General features: G+C 61.1%; 15 protein-coding genes and 1 tRNA gene. 14 read left to right on the top strand and 2 right to left on the bottom strand.

All coding sequences use genetic code 11. From position 1 onward, the window contains the following. Position 1: 1 nt before the first annotated feature. A tRNA-Leu gene (locus ARUE_RS11505) sits at positions 2-84 on the bottom strand. Positions 85-353: 269 nt separating this feature from the next. Between ARUE_RS11505 and ARUE_RS11510 the strand changes: the two genes are divergently transcribed. Then, positions 354-1658, top strand: a complete 1305-nt coding sequence (locus ARUE_RS11510) for a M20/M25/M40 family metallo-hydrolase (RefSeq protein ID WP_043470269.1) — start codon at positions 354-356, stop codon at positions 1656-1658. A 28-nt stretch (positions 1659-1686) separates the two neighbouring features. Continuing rightward, complete coding sequence (locus ARUE_RS11515) at positions 1687-2844, top strand: acyl-CoA dehydrogenase family protein (protein WP_011774831.1); 1158 nt, start codon at positions 1687-1689, stop codon at positions 2842-2844. A 10-nt stretch (positions 2845-2854) separates the two neighbouring features. Here ARUE_RS11515 and ARUE_RS11520 read toward each other — a convergent pair whose 3' ends face one another. Then, the gene (locus ARUE_RS11520) at positions 2855-3088 is read right to left on the bottom strand and encodes a DUF5703 family protein (protein ID WP_011774832.1); all 234 of its coding nucleotides are present in this window, start codon (positions 3086-3088) and stop codon (positions 2855-2857) included. Positions 3089-3127: 39 nt separating this feature from the next. Here ARUE_RS11520 and ARUE_RS11525 point away from each other — a divergent pair, with 39 nt between their 5' ends. The 12 genes from ARUE_RS11525 (at position 3128) to ARUE_RS11580 (ending at position 17549) form a co-directional block, all read left to right on the top strand. Next, positions 3128-3385 (top strand): hypothetical protein, encoded by a 258-nt coding sequence (locus tag ARUE_RS11525; protein ID WP_011774833.1) that lies wholly within the window; start codon positions 3128-3130, stop codon positions 3383-3385. A gap of 267 nt (positions 3386-3652) precedes the next feature. Further along, positions 3653-5332, top strand: a complete 1680-nt coding sequence (locus ARUE_RS11530; RefSeq protein WP_011774835.1) for a sugar transferase — start codon at positions 3653-3655, stop codon at positions 5330-5332. Between the two features lie 57 nt (positions 5333-5389). After that, positions 5390-6499, top strand: a complete 1110-nt coding sequence (locus ARUE_RS11535; RefSeq protein ID WP_014921907.1) for a Gfo/Idh/MocA family protein — start codon at positions 5390-5392, stop codon at positions 6497-6499. Continuing rightward, positions 6496-7515, top strand: a complete 1020-nt coding sequence (locus tag ARUE_RS11540; RefSeq protein ID WP_014921908.1) for an NAD-dependent epimerase/dehydratase family protein — start codon at positions 6496-6498, stop codon at positions 7513-7515. The genes ARUE_RS11535 and ARUE_RS11540 overlap by 4 nt, the downstream gene beginning before the upstream one ends. Further along, positions 7512-8675, top strand: coding sequence for a DegT/DnrJ/EryC1/StrS family aminotransferase (locus ARUE_RS11545; protein ID WP_014921909.1), 1164 nt, complete (start codon positions 7512-7514; stop codon positions 8673-8675). Before ARUE_RS11540 ends, ARUE_RS11545 begins: the two co-directional genes overlap by 4 nt. After that, entirely contained in the window at positions 8672-9334 is a 663-nt protein-coding gene (locus tag ARUE_RS11550; protein WP_011774839.1) for an acetyltransferase, read from the top strand. Before ARUE_RS11545 ends, ARUE_RS11550 begins: the two co-directional genes overlap by 4 nt. After that, positions 9331-10521 (top strand): glycosyltransferase family 4 protein, encoded by a 1191-nt coding sequence (locus tag ARUE_RS11555; protein ID WP_014921910.1) that lies wholly within the window; start codon positions 9331-9333, stop codon positions 10519-10521. The genes ARUE_RS11550 and ARUE_RS11555 overlap by 4 nt, the downstream gene beginning before the upstream one ends. Before the next feature lies 1 nt (position 10522). Continuing rightward, entirely contained in the window at positions 10523-13078 is a 2556-nt protein-coding gene (locus ARUE_RS11560) for an oligosaccharide flippase family protein (RefSeq protein WP_011774841.1), read from the top strand. Further along, entirely contained in the window at positions 13071-13994 is a 924-nt protein-coding gene (locus ARUE_RS11565; protein ID WP_286139639.1) for a DUF6492 family protein, read from the top strand. Before ARUE_RS11560 ends, ARUE_RS11565 begins: the two co-directional genes overlap by 8 nt. Further along, the gene (locus tag ARUE_RS11570; RefSeq protein ID WP_014921912.1) at positions 13991-15238 is read left to right on the top strand and encodes a rhamnosyltransferase WsaF family glycosyltransferase; all 1248 of its coding nucleotides are present in this window, start codon (positions 13991-13993) and stop codon (positions 15236-15238) included. The genes ARUE_RS11565 and ARUE_RS11570 overlap by 4 nt, the downstream gene beginning before the upstream one ends. Then, the gene (locus ARUE_RS11575) at positions 15235-16683 is read left to right on the top strand and encodes an O-antigen ligase family protein (RefSeq protein WP_014921913.1); all 1449 of its coding nucleotides are present in this window, start codon (positions 15235-15237) and stop codon (positions 16681-16683) included. The genes ARUE_RS11570 and ARUE_RS11575 overlap by 4 nt, the downstream gene beginning before the upstream one ends. Then, positions 16671-17549: a hypothetical protein gene (locus ARUE_RS11580; protein ID WP_011774845.1), complete on the top strand. Its 879-nt coding sequence runs from the start codon at positions 16671-16673 to the stop codon at positions 17547-17549. The genes ARUE_RS11575 and ARUE_RS11580 overlap by 13 nt, the downstream gene beginning before the upstream one ends. Positions 17550-17595 lie beyond the last annotated feature (46 nt).

Consider the following 17595-nt stretch of genomic DNA (forward strand, 5'->3'; position numbering starts at 1 on the left):
GTGCGCGGAGGGGGACTTGAACCCCCACCCCCTTTCGAGGACTAGCACCTCAAGCTAGCGCGTCTGCCATTCCGCCACCCGCGCAGGTGGTGTTCAGAAGTTCATTTTGCACCTTGCGGCGCTTCACTTTCCTCCGAAGCAGCGAGAAAAACTCTAACACGGTTTCAGGGCGCTGAAAAATCGGCGCGGATCCAGGGCTCCTCTGCAGGCGCGTCCCAAGACCCACGGCGAAACGAATACCTGACTGAGCCCGCTGCTGGTGAGTAGGCTGAGGGAACACGGGACGGAAACGCTGGGAAAACCACAGCGTGCGTCACCGGAACCTGCAGCCCAGCAACGCAAGGAGAGTTTCCATGTCTGTCATCCGCCCCGAAGACGAAGTCGTCCGGATCTGCCAGGAGCTCATCCGCATCGACTCCTCCAACTTCGGAGACGACTCGGGGCCGGGGGAGCGTGCGGCAGCTGAGTACACAGCCGGGCTGATCACCGAGGTTGGACTTGAAGCTGAGATCTTCGAGTCAGCCCCGGGCCGCGCCAACGTGGTAACCCGCATGGCAGGAGAAGACCCGTCGGCGGACGCCCTGGTAGTGCACGGGCACCTTGATGTTGTCCCGGCCCTCAAAGACCAATGGAGCGTGGACCCGTTCAGCGGCGAGTTGAAGGACGGCCTGGTCTGGGGTCGCGGCGCCGTGGACATGAAAGACATGGACGCCATGATCCTTTCAGTCATGCGGAACTTTGCCAGGACAGGACGCAAGCCCAAGCGCGACATCATTTTCGCTTTCTTCGCAGATGAAGAGGCCGGCGGCACCTACGGCGCCAGGTACGCGGTAGAGCACCGACGCGAACTTTTTGATGGCGCCACAGAGGCCATTTCCGAGGTAGGTGGGTTCTCTGCCACGATCGGCGGACAGCGGACCTACCTGCTGCAAACTGCGGAAAAGGGCCTCTCGTGGCTGCGCCTCGTAGCCCATGGCCGGGCAGGACACGGCTCCCAGATCAACACCGACAACGCTGTTACCCGGCTTGCCCGTGCTGTGACCCGCATCGGCGAACACAAGTGGCCTGTGGAGCTGACGCCCACCACCCGACAGTTCCTGGACGGCGTCACCGAACTCACCGGAGTCGAGTTCGACGCCGACAACCCGGACATCCTGCTGAAGGAACTTGGTACCGTGGCCCGGTTCGTCGGTGCCACCCTTCAGAACACTTCCAATCCCACGTTCCTGCGTTCCGGATACAAGCACAACGTCATCCCTGAGTCTGCCGAGGCGTTCGTGGATTGCCGCACACTGCCCGGACAGCAGGAGCTGGTGTTCGAGACCATCAAGGAACTCGCCGGGGACGGCATCGAGATCAGCTACGTCAACAAGGATGTTTCCTTGGAGGTGCCGTTTGCAGGGAACCTGGTGGACTCCATGATTGATGCGCTGCACTCCGAAGACCCGGGCGCCAAGGTCCTTCCCTACACGCTCTCCGGTGGCACAGACAACAAATCACTGAGCAAGATCGGCATCACCGGCTACGGGTTCGCTCCTCTGATGCTGCCCGACGAACTCGACTTCACCGGGATGTTCCACGGTGTTGATGAGCGCGTGCCGGCCGAATCCCTCCAGTTCGGTGCCCGCGTCCTGAACACGCTGCTGACTAACTACTAACGGCAATCACCGGAAGAAGCTCCACGCCATGACTCCCGAAGAAATCCTGCCCGACGAACTGCTCGAACGGCTCCGTGGCCGCGCAGCAGGATACGACCAGAACAACCAGTTCTTCCACGAAGACTTGGAAGACCTGGCGGCCGCCGGTTACCTGAAGCTGTTCGTACCGGAGGCCGACGGCGGCGCCGGACTCGGTCTCGAAGCAGTAGCCGCGCTGCAGCAGCGTCTCGCCACGGCTGCACCGGCCACAGCGCTGGCCGTGAACATGCACCTGGTGTGGACCGGCGTCGCGCAGGTCATGGCGGCCAGGGGAGACGACTCGCTGGACTTCGTACTCAAGGAAGCCGGACAGGGTGAGGTCTTTGCTTTCGGCATCTCCGAGGCCGGCAACGATTCCATGCTGTTCGATTCCGGCACGGTTGCAGAGCTGCTGCCCGATGGAGGCTACCGGTTCACCGGCCGGAAGATCTTCACCAGCCTCTCGCGCGGCTGGACCCGGCTGGGCACTTTTGGCAAGGATATCGATGCCAGGGACGGAGAGGGTGAGCTCGTCTTTGGATTCCTCCGCCGCGATGAGCCGGGCCACGAAACACTGAGCGACTGGGACACCTTGGGTATGCGTGCCAGTGCATCCAACACCACCCTCTTGCACGGGGCAGTGATTCCCCCGGACCGCATCTTCCGCAAACTGCCCGTGGGACCCAACAAGGACCTGCTGATCTTCGCGATCTTCGCCTGTTTCGAAACGTTGCTCGCCGCTGTGTACACCGGCGTAGCCGAGCGAGCGTTCACTCTGGGCGTGGAAAATGTGAAGCGTCGTGTGTCAGCCAAGTACGGTGGCCGCAGCTATGCGCAGGATCCGGATATCCGCTGGAAAGTGGCAGACGCCGCGTTGGCGATGGATGGGATCTATCCGCAGATATCCGCCGTTGCGCGAGACGTCGACAACCTGGTGGATCACGGGGCGCTTTGGTTTCCAAAGCTTGTGGGGATCAAGTCCCGCGCCACAGAAAATGCACGCCACGTAGTGGATCTGGCCATCCGGGTTACTGGTGGATCCAGTTACTTCCGCGGCTCCGAAATGGAGCGCCTGTACCGGGATGTGCTTGCCGGTATCTTCCATCCGTCAAATGATGAATCCGCGCATAACACCGTGGCCAACGCGTGGTTGGGGCCCTTGGAGTAGCGGCGGACGCTTAGACGGTTCGCTGCACGGAATAGACTTTACGGCGCAGCCAAAAGCGCCGGCCGCCTCCGAGATAGAGCACGCTGCGCTCGAGTTCCCACTTGCCGTATTCGGAATGCTCGGCAAGCCGGCGCCGGGCGTCCGGCAGCGAATCGTCAGGTCCCACCGTCAGAACGAGGTATTCGTACTGACGTGCGTAGTCTCGTTGGCGCTCAACGGAGCTGCCCGGAAATTGTTCTCTCATCCCTCTCCATTTTCGTCCTTTTCCAGCTAACGTGAAGTCATGAGCATCGATCCGCGTGTCGCGCTTCAATCACTGACCGCCGCCCTGGAAGAACATCTCGCTGCCGCATCCGCGCGCAGGGGCGAAGGTGACCCCAACGTCGAAGCGTCATTTTTCGCCGTCGCTGACGCCTTCGAGGTTTATGAAGACGCACTCTACGAGGCCTATTCCGAGGTTACTCCGCTTCAAGTTTTTGACGACGAAGATGAGGAAGACGACGAGGTTCTGGACGAAGACCTGGAAATCGTAGAGGACTAAATACCCTGATGACCGGCCACCCACTGGGTGGCCGGTTTTTTGTGGCTTCCTGGCGCGTTCTTGTGCCGTTTCCAGCCCGGATTTCCGGCCTTTTCCACCTCGTCGCCGAGCCCGAAAACACGTAGTGTGGTCGCCGCCGGCTAGGTACTCGCACGTAGATGCAATGGGTAATCCTGCGCAAACTTGAGTACAGACTACTGGTGCGCCTCCTGACCGCCGCCGCTTCACTGATAAGTAGGCAATGGCAGGTCTGCAAAGAAGGCTGACATGGTGAAAGTTCCAGTCTTGCGTATAGGCAAGGTAGCGGCACCCACGGGTGCGGACCATGCCCTGGCGGGGTCAGCCTTTCCCGCAAAAAATGCCATCGCCGACGTCAATCCGCCGGCGTCTCCCTGGATTGACAAGTCCGTTGCTGCACAACGGACTGAAAAGGCGGGACTGGCGGCACCGAGGTCCGAGGTCACCCTGGACTTCGTGCCGCCAGTCACCCGCAGGACCCCGCGGATCACTTTCCCTCGCCGGGGCCGCTCCGACTGGACGCACTCGCTGACCAACAGCCTTCGCATGTCGGATACGGCCCTCGTTGCTGCGGCTGTGTTCGCGGGCTTTGCGCTCAACACCAATGGCCTGTCCTTGGCAGCGGAAAGCCCTGCGTTCACGCACCATCTGATGACGGGATTGATTCTTGGCCTGGTCTGGTTGGGTGCACTGGAGGTCTACCGCACCCGGGATCCCAAAGTTCTCGGCGTAGGACCCGAGGAGTACAAGCGCGTCCTGTCGGCCAGTTTTCGCGTATTTGGCTTCCTGGGCATCGTTGCCGTGGTTTTCCGGCTCGATGCCGTCAGTTCATTCGTGCTTGTCTCCCTGCCCCTTGGCCTGGTGGCGCTCACCGGCAGCAGGTGGAGCTTCCGCCGGTGGCTGAGTCACGAAAAGTCCCGTGGGCGCTGCCTCTCCCGCGCGATCGTTGTGGGTGAACCCCAGGACGTCAGATACGTCATCAAACAGATCAACCGAAAGTCCGGCGCCGCGTACGACATCCTCGGAGCATGTCTTCCAGGTGCCCGGCGTGGTGCGGTGCTGAAGGTGGACCACCTCCGCGTCCCTGTCCTGTCGTCGATCTACGGCATCGCCCACACAGTCCGGCAAACAGGGGCAAACGCAGTAATTGTGGCCGGCCCCGTTCCCGGAGGAAACCAATTCATTCAAGAGCTGGGGTGGCAGCTGGAGGAAAATGCCGCGGAGCTGGTCCTCGCAGCCACCCTGACCAACGTTGCCGGCCCGCGCATCCACTGGCGGCCCGTCGAGGGACTTCCCCTGATGCACGTGGACATCCCGCATTACTCCGGGGGCAAGCACACGCTCAAGCGCTTGATGGACATTACGGTCTCGGCGTCGGCATTGCTGATCCTGTCACCGATCCTGCTGCTCCTCGCCGCCATAGTCCACCATGACAGCCCCGGCCCCGTACTTTTCCGGCAGGAGCGGGTTGGCAGGAGGGGCACCACCTTCCACATGCTGAAGTTCCGTTCCATGGTGGTGGACGCCGAATCGCGTTTGGAAGAACTCAATACCCGGGATGAGGGCGCAGGTGTGCTCTTCAAGATCCGCGGCGACCCCCGCATCACCCGTTGCGGCCGGTGGATGCGAAAGTACTCCCTCGATGAATTGCCCCAGTTCTGGAATGTCCTGGTGGGCAACATGAGCCTGGTGGGGCCACGGCCACCCCTGGCCCGGGAAGTCAGTGGATACGAACGCCACACGCATCGTCGGCTGCTCATCAAGCCCGGTATCACCGGCTTGTGGCAAATCAACGGGCGGTCCGACCTTCCATGGGATGAGGCCGTGCGGCTGGACCTCTACTACGTCGAGAACTGGTCCATAGCGGGAGACCTGATCATCATGTGGCGGACCTTCAGGGCAATGATTCAACCCTCCGGAGCCTACTAACCAGTACCTGCAACAAACCAAGCAAATCGCGCTGTCAACATAGAAGCAGAGTGGGAAATGAGCATACGAACCATTCCATCAGGACAACTGAACGGCCACGGACTACAAGCCAAGCTCCGAATCGCGGTGGTCGGGGCAGGGTATTGGGGGCCCAATCTGGCCCGGAACCTCAAGGCCAGCCCGGACTGGGATCTCGTGGCCATCTGCGACCTCGACGTCGAACGCGGCCTGAAGCTCGCAGAGACGGTCGGTGGGGTGGCCGTCGTCGAATCCTTGGACGAGCTGTTGGATACCTACAACCTGGACGCCATAGCCGTAGCGACGCCGGCGCATACCCACCATGGAGTGGTGATGACGGCCCTGCGCGCAGGTAAACACGTCCTGGTGGAAAAGCCGTTGGCCGACAGCCGGGCCAAGGGCTTGGAGATGGTGGACGAAGCAAAAGCCAGGGGATTGGTCCTTATGGCAGACCACACGTATTGCTTCACTCCGGCGGTCCTCAAGATCCAGGAACTGGTGTCCAGCGGCGCCCTGGGCGATATCTTGTACGTGGATTCCGTCCGCATCAATCTGGGGCTCGTCCAACCGGACGTCAACGTCTTCTGGGACCTGGCCCCGCATGACCTCTCCATCCTGGACTTCGTCCTGCCCGGCGGCCTGCATCCCACGGAAATTTCAGCTCACGGCGCGGATCCCCTGGGAACGGGCAGGGACTGCGTTGGACACCTCACCTTCGGTCTGCCCAATGACGCCATGGTCCATATTCATGTGAACTGGCTCAGCCCCACCAAAATCAGGCAAATGATCATCGGAGGGTCAAAGAGGACCCTGGTGTGGGACGACCTCAACCCCCAGCAACGCCTCAGCGTCTACGACCGCGGGGTCAGCCTGGAGCACCAACCCAGATCTGCCGCAGACAAACGGACCTCGGCCATCTCCTACCGCCTCGGCGACACGTGGTCCCCGGCGCTGCAGGAAAGGGAACCCTTGGGCCAGGTGGTCAGTGAACTTGCCTCGTCCATCCGCAACCGCACAACGCCACGGACCAGCGGTGAATCCGGGCTCCGCGTCTTGTCCGTGCTCGAAGCCGTCACCAAAAGCCTTGGTACAGACGGACAATCAACAATCGTCGCCGGGAATGAAGTCTCCCTCCAGGTTGCACGATGAAAGAGCTTCCAGGGGCGCGTGTCCTGGTCACCGGAGGCGCCGGCACCATTGGATCGACGCTGGTTGACCAACTGCTCGACGCCGGTGCGGAACACATAGACGTGCTGGACAACCTCGTCCGCGGCCGACGCGCAAACCTGAACGAAGCCCTCTCCAGTGGGAGGGTGCAGCTGATCGAAGGCGACCTCCGTGACCGCGACCTCGTCCACGACCTCACCAAGGGCAAGGACCTTCTCTTCCACCAAGCCGCCATCCGCATCACCCAATGCGCGGAAGAACCACGGCTGGCCCTCGAAGTACTGGTGGATGGGACCTTCAACGTCTACGAGGCCGCCGCTGCACACAAAGTGGACAAGCTCATCTCAGCGTCAAGTGCCTCCGTTTACGGCATGGCGGAGGAATTTCCCACCAAAGAAAGCCACCACCACCACAACAACGACACCTTCTACGGTGCTGCAAAGTCCTTCAACGAAGGAATGGCACGGAGCTTCCGAGCCATGTCAGGCCTGGACTACATCCTGCTGAGGTACTTCAACGTTTACGGACCCCGCATGGACGTCCACGGCCTCTACACCGAGGTACTGGTCCGCTGGATGGAACGGATTGTCGACGGCCAGCCCCCGCTGATTTTCGGCAGCGGGCACCAAACCATGGACTTCATCCATACCGCGGATGTCGCCAGGGCGAATGTCCTTGCTGCCGTCAGCAACGTACGCGAGGGCGTCTTCAACGTGGCCAGTGGTACCGAGACCAGCCTGGCGGAACTCGCACAGACACTGCTGAAAGTCATGGACTCACCACTTCGACTGGAACATGGCCCGGAACGTGCCGTCAACGGAGTTGCCCGAAGACTTGCAGACATCACGGCAGCACGCGAAGCCCTGGGCTTCGAGGCGGCCATTGGCTTGGAAGACGGGTTGCGCTCGCTGGTTTCGTGGTGGCGTCCGCTTCGGGCCGAGATCGCTGAAGCCCGCACCATTAGTCGTCCAACAGCTCCGGCAGTGGGTGCGCGATGACCATCTCCGAAACCCGATTGGCCCGCATTGATGTCATGAAGCCGTGGCTTGGCGAAGAAGAGACCCAAGCCGTTGCTGAAGTGATCGCATCAGGTTGGGTTGCACAGGGCCCCAAGGTGCGGCAATTCGAAGACGCCTTCGCAGCCGAGCAACAAGCCGACTTTGCCATTGCAACGTCGAGCTGCACCTCGGCACTGCACCTGGCGCTCGCCGTCGCTGGAGTTGGACCAGGGGATGACGTGGTGGTGCCGTCATTCTCCTTCATTGCCACCGCCAACGCGGCAACATACGTGGGCGCGCGGCCGGTCTTCGCCGACGTCGACATGCATACAGGCTGCGTTACTGCAGCAACCATCAAGGCCGCCCTGACACCCGCCACCACAGCGGTGATCGCCGTTGACCAAGGCGGAGTCCCAGTTGACCTGGAACCCATCCGGGCACTCTGCGATCCTCTCGGAATCATCGTGGTGGAAGACGCTGCGTGCGCTATCGGCTCCAGATACCGCGGACGACCTGTAGGTTCCAACGCCGAGCTGGCCGCATGGTCCTTCCATCCGCGCAAGATCCTCACCACGGGAGAGGGCGGGATGATAACCACTCCTCGCCAGGATTACGGTGACAGGGCACGACGGCTTCGCGAACACGCCATGAGCGTTTCAGCCGCCGACCGCCACGCCAGCCTGCTCGCCCCCGCTGAGGAGTACCTCGAAGTCGGGTTCAACTACCGCATGACCGACCTTCAGGCCGCCGTCGGACTTGTCCAACTCGGCCGTCTCCAAGCAGTTGTCCAACGGCGGCGTCAGCTCGCCGCTACCTACGCCAACGCCTTCGCCGGCGTCGAAGGCCTCCGGCTGGTCAGCGACCCCCATTACGGCATCAGCAACTTCCAATCGTGCTGGTTGGAGATCGGCCCGGCGTTCCCGCTGGGACGGGAGGCGTTATTGACCCGTTTGGCCGGAGACGGCATCTCTGCCCGCCGCGGAATCATGGCGGCGCACAGGCAGCCCGCGTATTCCGGTGCGGACACCGGCTCGGCTGAGCTGGGCGTTACTGAATGGTTGTCGGATCACACCCTCATCCTGCCGCTCTACCACGAACTGTCACTGCAGGACCAAGTCCGGGTCATCGACTCCGTGCTGCGCGCGGCGGGACAGCCATGAGCGAACTACTCCTCATTGCTGCAAGCGGCCTCGCCCGGGAGGTGCTTGCCATGGTCCGCAGCAGCGGGCCCTTCGACGTCATTGGGATCCTCGACGACGACGAAGACAAACTTGGGCGCGTAGTAGATGGGGCCCATGTGCTGGGCCCCATCCGCGACGCCTTGAAATTCCCCCATGCGATGCTCCTGGTCTGCATCGGCTCAGGAAGTGGGCGGGAGGGCGTCGTAATGCGGCTACGAACACTCGGACTCGACGATGACCGCTACGCGACAGCGATCGATCCATCTGTGAACGTTCCCGAGGGCTGCTTGATTGGCCGCGGAAGCATCATCCTGGCCCACGTCAGCATGACGGCATCCGTCACTATCGGCAGCCATGTCGTCGCGATGCCGGGAGTAACCTTCACCCACGATGACCTCATCGGCGACTACGTCACGTTGGCCTCCGGCGTGTCACTGGGCGGCAACGTCCACATCGGCCGGGCAGCCTACATAGGAATGAATGCCAGTGTCCGCGAGCGCCTGACCATCGGTGCGAAAGCAACGATCGGAATGGGCGCTGCCGTCCTCAGCGACGTCCCGGAAGACGAGACGTGGGCCGGTGTCCCTGCCCGGGTGATCAGGCGGGGCAACTCTCCGGCGCTGGAGGGGGCCCAGTGAGGCTCCTGATTTACCCTCACGAGTTGGCCATGGGAGGCAGCCAGATCAATGCCATTGAACTGGCGGCAGCGGTCCGTGATTTCGGCCATGAAGTGGTGGTATTCGCAACACCTGGAGTTCTGCTTGACAGGGTTGCGGAACTGGGACTCGAGTTCCTCGAAGCTCCCGCCAGGAGGCACAGTGTGGACGCGGAAACAGTCCGCCGCCTGATCGGCGCAGTGGACCAGCGTGGCATCAACCTCATCCACAGCTACGAGTGGGCTCCGTCTTTGGATGCGTTCTTCGGGCCAGCATTGTTGCGCGGTACCCCACTGGTGATGACTGTGCTCTCCATGGACGTTCCGGGCTTTCTGCCCAGAAATGTTCCGCTGATTGTGGGAACAAAAGGCTTGGCCGATGAGCAATCCACGGTCCGGCCGCTGGTACACCTTATGGAACCACCCGTGGACACTGACTTCAACGCGTCCCGCGGGATGCTTCCGGCACGGCGGCAGCTGGGGATCGAGGATCACGAACGGGTCATTGCCGTGGTTGGCCGGCTCACCACTGACCTTGGCAAAGTGCAAGGCGTCCTTGCGGCTATCAGCGTTGTGGACAGGATTGCAGAGGACCGTCCGGCCATGCTTCTGGTCGCTGGTGATGGCCCTGGCCTTCGAGAGGTCCGCTCGTCAGCATCGGCGGTTAACCTCCGGCACGGAAGAGTGGTTATCCGTGTCGAAGGGTTGGTCCCTGATCCGCGGATGATCTATGACGCCGCTGACGTAGTTCTCGGCATGGGCAGCTCTGCGCTGCGTGGGATGTCATTTAGCAAGCCTGTAGTTGTGCAGGGCGCCGACGGGTTTTGGAGTCTCTGCACTCCGGGCAACACGGCGCGTTTCCTGCAGGACGGCTTTTATGGGCGCGGGATCCAAGAAGACCTCGAGAGCACCCTGTCCAGGCTCCTGACCGACGACGACTTGCGGATCGCACTGGGCGCCTACGGCCGGACGCTGGTAGAAGAGAACTTCAGTTTGGGTGTAGCGGCCCGTCGGCTGCTGGCTGTTTACGAACATGGAGAGCGCCGTAGCCGAAGTATGCAGGCAGAGCGCATCGGCGACTATCTGCGCACAAGCGTCGAGGTGGCAAAGTTCCGTGCGTCCATGAGGCGGCAAGCCTTAGCACGGCAAAAGCAACAACGGGGTCCGTGACATGACGCAGACTCAACCTGAACTCGGACTGCAAGTCAGGCATGGACTGGCCTGGAGCAGTATCAGCAACATTGTCCTGCGTCTGGGGAGCCTGGCTGTGGGCATAGCACTTGCCCGTCTCCTCAGCCCGGAACAGTTTGGTGTGTTCGCCGTGGCGCTCACCGTACAGACGGTCCTGATGACCATGGCAGACCTGGGCATGAGCGCGGATCTCATCAGGTCCGAGGATCCGGAACGGAAAGCACCAACAATCGCAACATTGGGCGTAGTAGCTGGGACAACGCTTGCAGCCGCTATGGCCTTTTCAGCTCAGGGCACAGCTGAACTCCTCGGCAGCCCTTCGGCTGGTCCTGTCATCGCCGTCATGTCTTTCTCACTTTTCCTCGCCGGCGTGGGCGTGGTGCCATACGCAACCTTGCAACGCGAATTTGCCCAGCGGAAACTTTTCATCGTCGCGCTGGTCGATTTCACCGTAGGAACGGCCCTGGTCCTCCTCCTGATCATTGTGGGTTGGGGTGTTATGGCGCTCGCGGCCGGTCGCCTGATCTCCCAAGCCGTGTCCCTGCTGGTGCAATTCAGGCTGGCCCGAACGCCCTTCCGTTTGGGTTTCGACAAATCCATCGCTCCGGCAGTGATTGCGTTCGGCCTTCCTGTGGCAGGCGCGAACCTTTTGTCATGGGCGCTTTTGAACGTGGACAATGTGGCCATTTCGCGGCTGGCGGGTCCGGTGGCGTTGGGCTATTACTTTCTGGCCTTCAATATTTCGACGTGGCCAATGAGTGCATTGGGCCAAGTGGTGCGTTCCGTTGCGCTCCCGGCCTTCGCCCGGATTTCCGGCACCATGCGGAAGGGGAGCTTTGGGATATTGCTCGGACCCGTGTGGGCCGTCGCTTTGCTGGCCGGAATCATGCTCGCCCTGCTAGCCGCCCAGCTCATAGAATTCGTGTACGGGGCACGTTGGCTGCCAGCGGCCAGCGTACTCGTTTGGCTCGGGTTGTTCAGTTCCTTACGCGTTGGATTCGACCTTGCCGCCTCGTACCTACTTGCAAACGGTGCGGCCCGGGCAACCCTTTTCGTCCAAGTCGCCTGGATCGCCGCACTCATTCCAGCGCTGACTTTCGGCGTCATCATTGGCGGGATTGCCGGAGCAGCGGCGGCCCACTTGATGGTGGCGTTCGTCGTCGTCGGCCCTGCTTATGCCTTCGCTCTTCACCGGAACGGGGCGGACATACGTGCGGCGTTTCGCAGCCTGTGGCCCCCGTGTCTCGCGGCAATACCTGCTGCAGCGGCAGCCATGGCGGCCGCTATGCCGTTCGACGGTCCAGTGGAGGGGCTCCTGGCCGGGGGCACCGCCGGCGCAGGAACCTACGCGTTGCTGCTGTGGCGTTGGGTCCTCCGCCGTCTCGGTGAGGTGCGGAGCATGCTCGGCAACGATGACAACGGTCCGGTGAGCGGAAGCCCCACTCCCGGTCCACTCTTGGTGAAGACTAAAGTCAGTCAGCCAGCAAGCTTTGCTCCTGCACAAGCCGACACGGTCACTGTGGTCATCACGTGCTACAACTATGGCCGATTCCTCCGGCAGGCGGTTGAGAGCGCCCTCACCCAGAACGATGTGACAGCGGATGTCATCGTGGTTGATGACGCATCCACGGACAACAGCCATGATGTAGCCCTGGAACTGGCGGCGATGTCCCACAGGGTCAAAGTACTGCGCCACCAGAGTAATCGCGGACCCGTGATTTCGTTCAATGATGGCGCCGCAGGTGCACAGGGCGAGTTCATGGTCCGGCTCGACGCTGATGACATTTTGACACCCGGTTCCCTGCGACGCGCCGTCGACGTTGCGCGCGCCTATCCTTCAGTTGGACTCGTCTACGGACATCCCTTGCACTTTGAGGCCAAAGAGCTTCCAGCTCCACGGCTATCTGCAAAGGCATGGACAGTGTGGCCGGGGCGGGAATGGCTCCGGGAGAGGTGCCGGAGCGGAGTAAACGTCATTACTTCGCCTGAAGCTTTGATGCGACGATCCGTCCTCCAAACCATCGGATACCAGGCACACCTCAAGCACACGCACGACATGGAGATGTGGCTCAGGATCGCCGCCTTTGCCGATGTCGCCTACGTACATGGAGCCGACCAGGCCTGGCACCGTGAACACGCGGACAGCCTGTCGGCCACAGGGATTGATGAACTGGAGGACCTCAAGGCACGTCGGGACGCCTTCGATGTCCTGTTCTCCGGTCCTGCAGCCAAGATTCCCGAGGCCCCGGAGTTCAAAGCCAAAGCCCGGCGTGCCCTGGCGAACGATGCACTGACCCGGGCTTGCCACGAATACGACCGGGGGAGTGGCGCGGCGCCCAAGTCCGAGGCCTTCGCAGCACTCGCCGCTGAACTCGTGGATAACCCCACAGAACTTGAGGCTTGGAACAGTTACGCCAGAAGACGTGCGCTGGGGCCGGCCCTGGCTGGCCAACCTTTGTGGTCCGGACCTCCGAGGCTGGCCCGCAGAATCCGACACACATTGCAGATACGGAGGTGGCATAACAGTGGTGTCTAATAACCTCCGAACCGACCCAGTCAGCGAGACGCTCGCCGTAGTCACGCCCAGCTACGGCCCCGATCTGGAACTCTGCAAGGACCTGAACCGCTCGGTTTTGACAATGACTGCCGCGGATGTGGTCCACCACATCATTGTGCCGCGGAACGACCTGACCGAGTTCCAAAGCCTCGCCGGACCACGCACAGTGGTTCACGATGCCAGGGAATACCTGCCACTTTCATTCCTCAAACTCCCGTGGCTCAACATGTGGGTCAACGTCGCACGGCCATGGCCGCCGGTTCGTGGGTGGATATGCCAGCAAATCATCAAACTTGCCGTCGTGGCGACACTCGACGCACGGGGAGTGTTGCTCATGGATTCAGACAGCGTCCTGGTCCGACCCACCACCCTGGACGCCTTTAGCGTGGACGGCGAAGTTTGCATGTATCGAAAACCAGGAGGGGTCGACCATACGCTGCCGGGTCACCGACTGTGGCACGATTCGGCTCGAAGGCTGCTCGGAATACAGCCGCCCTCCGACGGCGACCTCACCGACTACATTTGCTGGCCTTGCCTGTGGGAACCACACATTGTGCGGCAGATGCTGCTGCACATCGAAAACACAGCCGGCTCGGCTTGGAGCACAGCCGTGGCGAGCCAGCTGCGATTGTCCGAAATGATGCTCTATGGGATCTTCGTAGACGAAGTCCTGGGCGGGAAACGGGCAACCTCAACAACGATGAAGGGGACAGTCCACTCCGCAGAACAAGCGCTGAACGGGGCAGAGCTACAGCAGTTGCTCAGTTCAGGACCACACGACGCCCTCGCAGTCATGCTGTCGGCCAAGGCCGGCATTCCGTTGGAAACAAGGCGGCGTGCACTCAAGGAGTTCACAGACCACATCAGCGAGACGGGCAGGACGGCACAGCCATGAACGCCAGCCAATCAACCGCAGCCCACATCCTGTCCCGGCTCAGGCGCGACGGCTGGTCCTCGCTGGGAAGGCAGGCTCTCAGGAAAGGAGCACGCGCAGCGCTCGAAAGATGGAGCCTCGCCGAACCGGATTTCCCCCTGCGCGATGAAGACATCACCGACCCGGCAGGGCTTGTGCATCCACACGATGCCCCCCTCAGGATGGGTCCCCTGACAATTGGATGGGTATGCACCCCACCCGGCCCCGGTTCTGGAGGCCACACGACGTTCTTCCGTATGGTCCGTGCGCTGGAGGATCGAGGGCATCATTGCATCCTCTTCCTCTATGACCGAAACGACGACGACGTATCCCGGCATGAAGCGGTCATCCGGCGACACTGGCCCCTGATGCGCGCGGAAATTCGCAGCGCGACGCAGGGCATGGACGGTATCGATGCCGTCGTGGCGAGTTCATGGTCATCGGCGCACGTCATTGCAGCCCGATCCCATCACAGCGTCCATCGTTTCTACTTCGTCCAGGATTACGAACCCTATTTCTACCCGCGCGGCGCCCTCTACTCACTGGCCGAGGACAGCTATCGATTTGGGTTCACCATCATAGCGCTGGGCGACATGATCGGCAGTGTCCTGAAGGCCGAACTGGGTCAACTGCCGGAGACCACGGTTCCATTCGGCTGCGACACGGACATCTATCACTTAATCCGAAACCCGCATGGGCGATCCGTACGCAGTGGGGTGGTCTTCTACGCCAAGAAGTCGGTAGACCGCCGGGGATACCTCATCGGCAAGATGGCCCTCGAAGAATTCCATTCACTGCGGCCGGATCAGGAAATCCATGTCTACGGGGACGAGACTTCCGGTTGGAACATTCCCGTCACGAATCACGGGAATCTCTCGCCGCAGCAACTCAACGAGCTGTACAACCAGACCATAGCCGGCCTGGCAATCTCCTTCACCAACATCTCGCTGGTGCCCGGCGAGCTCTTAGCGGCCGGGAACGTCCCCGTTCTCAATGATTCCCTTTTCTCCTCTCAGGAATTGACAGATCCCGACGTCGTCTGGGTACCGGTATCACCCCACCGGCTTGCCGCGGCGCTCGCAGGGGTAGTCAGCGCCTCTGACATTAAGGAGCGCGCACAGCGAATCGCACAGCGGCCGCGCCCGGACTGGTCGCAGTCCCAAGCAGCGTTCGCCGGAATTGTGGAGTCGCGCTGCACTAGGCACCAGCGGTGGGAATTGACATGAAGCGCAGAAACCGCGAGTTCAATGTCCTTCCGCCCAGGCCGGAGGTCCAGCTGGTGGATTTGGACCTCACCCCGGGTCCTGGCAGACGCGTTGGTTTGCTGCTGAGGATTGCGGCATTCGGGATCTTCTTCTTCCCATCCAACATGGTGGTGAAGCCGTTGGGCGCCATCGGGACAGTGCCCCTGCTTCTGGCCCTTCTAGTTCTGGCGGTGTGGCTGTGTTCCGTACTATTCGGCTTACAGAACCCTCTGAGCCCGCGTCACCCGGGACGCATCGGGCTGGTCCTGCTGTGGGTCGGAACCTGCGCCTCCTACGCAGCTTTGTATTCGGGTTATACGGGGGGTAGTTCCGTAACTGCGCGGGCGGCCGCCGACCGCTGGCTCATCTTGCTCCTTGCGAGCGCCGGCATCATTCTCGTCACAGCCGAGGCTGTGCGGACACTCAACGATGCATTGTCCCTGTCCCGGGCAATACTCACCGGAGCATTCTTCTGCTGCGTCGTGGCTGTACTTCAATTCTTCTTCAGGTTCAATCCCATGGAATGGGTGCAGGCCGCAATGCCAGGGTTCACGGACAACGGAGGAAACACGCCTTTCCAGATGCGCGGCTTCATGATGCGGGTCTCGGGCAGTACTTTTCATTCCATTGAACTGGCCGTGGTTGCTTCCATGCTTTTGCCGCTCTCCATATGGAGAGGAATCTATGACAAGAGTGGACGCAAGTGGCTCCATTGGTTGGGAACGTCCCTCTTGGTCTTTGCCATAGCATCCACGGTATCCCGGTCCGGCATCCTTGGATTGGTCACCGGGCTTCTCGTCTTCATACCCTTTCTGCCACGAATCGCCCGGCGGTGGGCTTTGGTGGCAACACCCGCCGTCATAGCCGTGCTTTTTCTGGGCGTACCGGGGCTGGTCGGCACCTTGACAGCCTCGTTTACGGCGGGCGAAGACGACCCTTCCATCACTACGCGAACCAACAACTATCCGAGGGTGGCCGCCATGGTCGCCGAGCACCCCTACTTTGGAGTTGGTCCCGGGAATTACATGCCCACAAACGCCATCTACATCCTGGACAACCAGTATCTGAACTCTTTAGTCACGATCGGCGTCGTCGGACTGATCGGGCTAATTGCTTACCTGGTCATACCCGGCATTTCAAGTCTGCTGGCCGCCCGGGCATCCCGGATTCCGGCCCTACGGTGCTTTACCGGCGCTGTTTCCGCGGCGGGTGTCATCGCGGCCGTCTGCTCCCTCACCTTTGATTCAATGTCGTTCCCCGTCTTTGCCTTGATGTACCCCTTCATCGTGGGGTTGGCAGGAGGGTCATGGATCATGGTTCGACGTGAACTGGAACTCCGAAAAGAAGTGCCATCGATAATTGGCAATAGCCCGGTGCCGGCGGGACCTGCACCCAAGACTCCCAAGGGGGAGACATGGATCCAATAGCAGTTCTCAAGACCCTGTGGCACCACAAAGTCTTTGTCCTGCCAGTGCTGTTCCTGACCGCATTCGCAGCCGTCTACATGTACTCTTACGCGCCCAGATCATATGAGGCCCTGACGACCTACGCGATTGTGAATCCAAAAATCCCGTCATCCCAGGAAATAGAAAAGGACCCTGCCCTAGGTACCCTCAATACCGATAATCCCTATCTGCGTTCGGCCGATTCATCATTGATAACCCAAGTCATCACCACCCGGCTGAATGACGCTTCAACCAGCGAAGCGCTGGACAAGGCCGGCCTGGCTACCGACTACAAGGTGGAGCGTCCGTCAGCGGCGTTCCTAGTGGAGATCAGTGCCGTTTCAGATAGCGAAGACATCGCGTTGGATACTGTGCGTGCCCTTGGAACACGATTGGAACAGGAACTCCAAACAATCCAGACGGTCAATGGCGCTTCTGACCGGTACCTGTTCACCTCCTTGGTGGTCGCTGTGCCGGATAAGGCAACTGAACAGTTCTCAAGCCGTCTGAGATCGCTCATAGTGGTGGTGGTTGCGGGCCTGGTCCTCACGTTGGGGGCGGTATCAGTGGCACGATCGGTGGAATCGGCACGCGAACGGGCCAGAACAGAACGCACATCATCCGTTCCGACCAGGAAGGGCCGTAAAAAGCGCACGGGTGAAGCAGTGAACCCGGAGGGTGAACGCGCCGCGCCCTCCCATGCGGACACCCTCTCCGAACTGGAAACCCTGGTGGAGTTGGGTGTGCCCTCACCGAAGGAAGAGCTGCTCCGGCAACGTAACGCCGTTCAGGGCATCCTGAATGCCGATGCTGACCATAGGGCTCCCAACAAGAGAACGACTGTCTGACCAGCACCGCTACTGAACATGGCAACCAACGAACGACCGAGGCGCA

This window comes from Arthrobacter sp. Rue61a, assembly GCF_000294695.2.
Taxonomy (GTDB): Bacteria; Actinomycetota; Actinomycetes; order Actinomycetales; family Micrococcaceae; genus Arthrobacter; species Arthrobacter aurescens_A.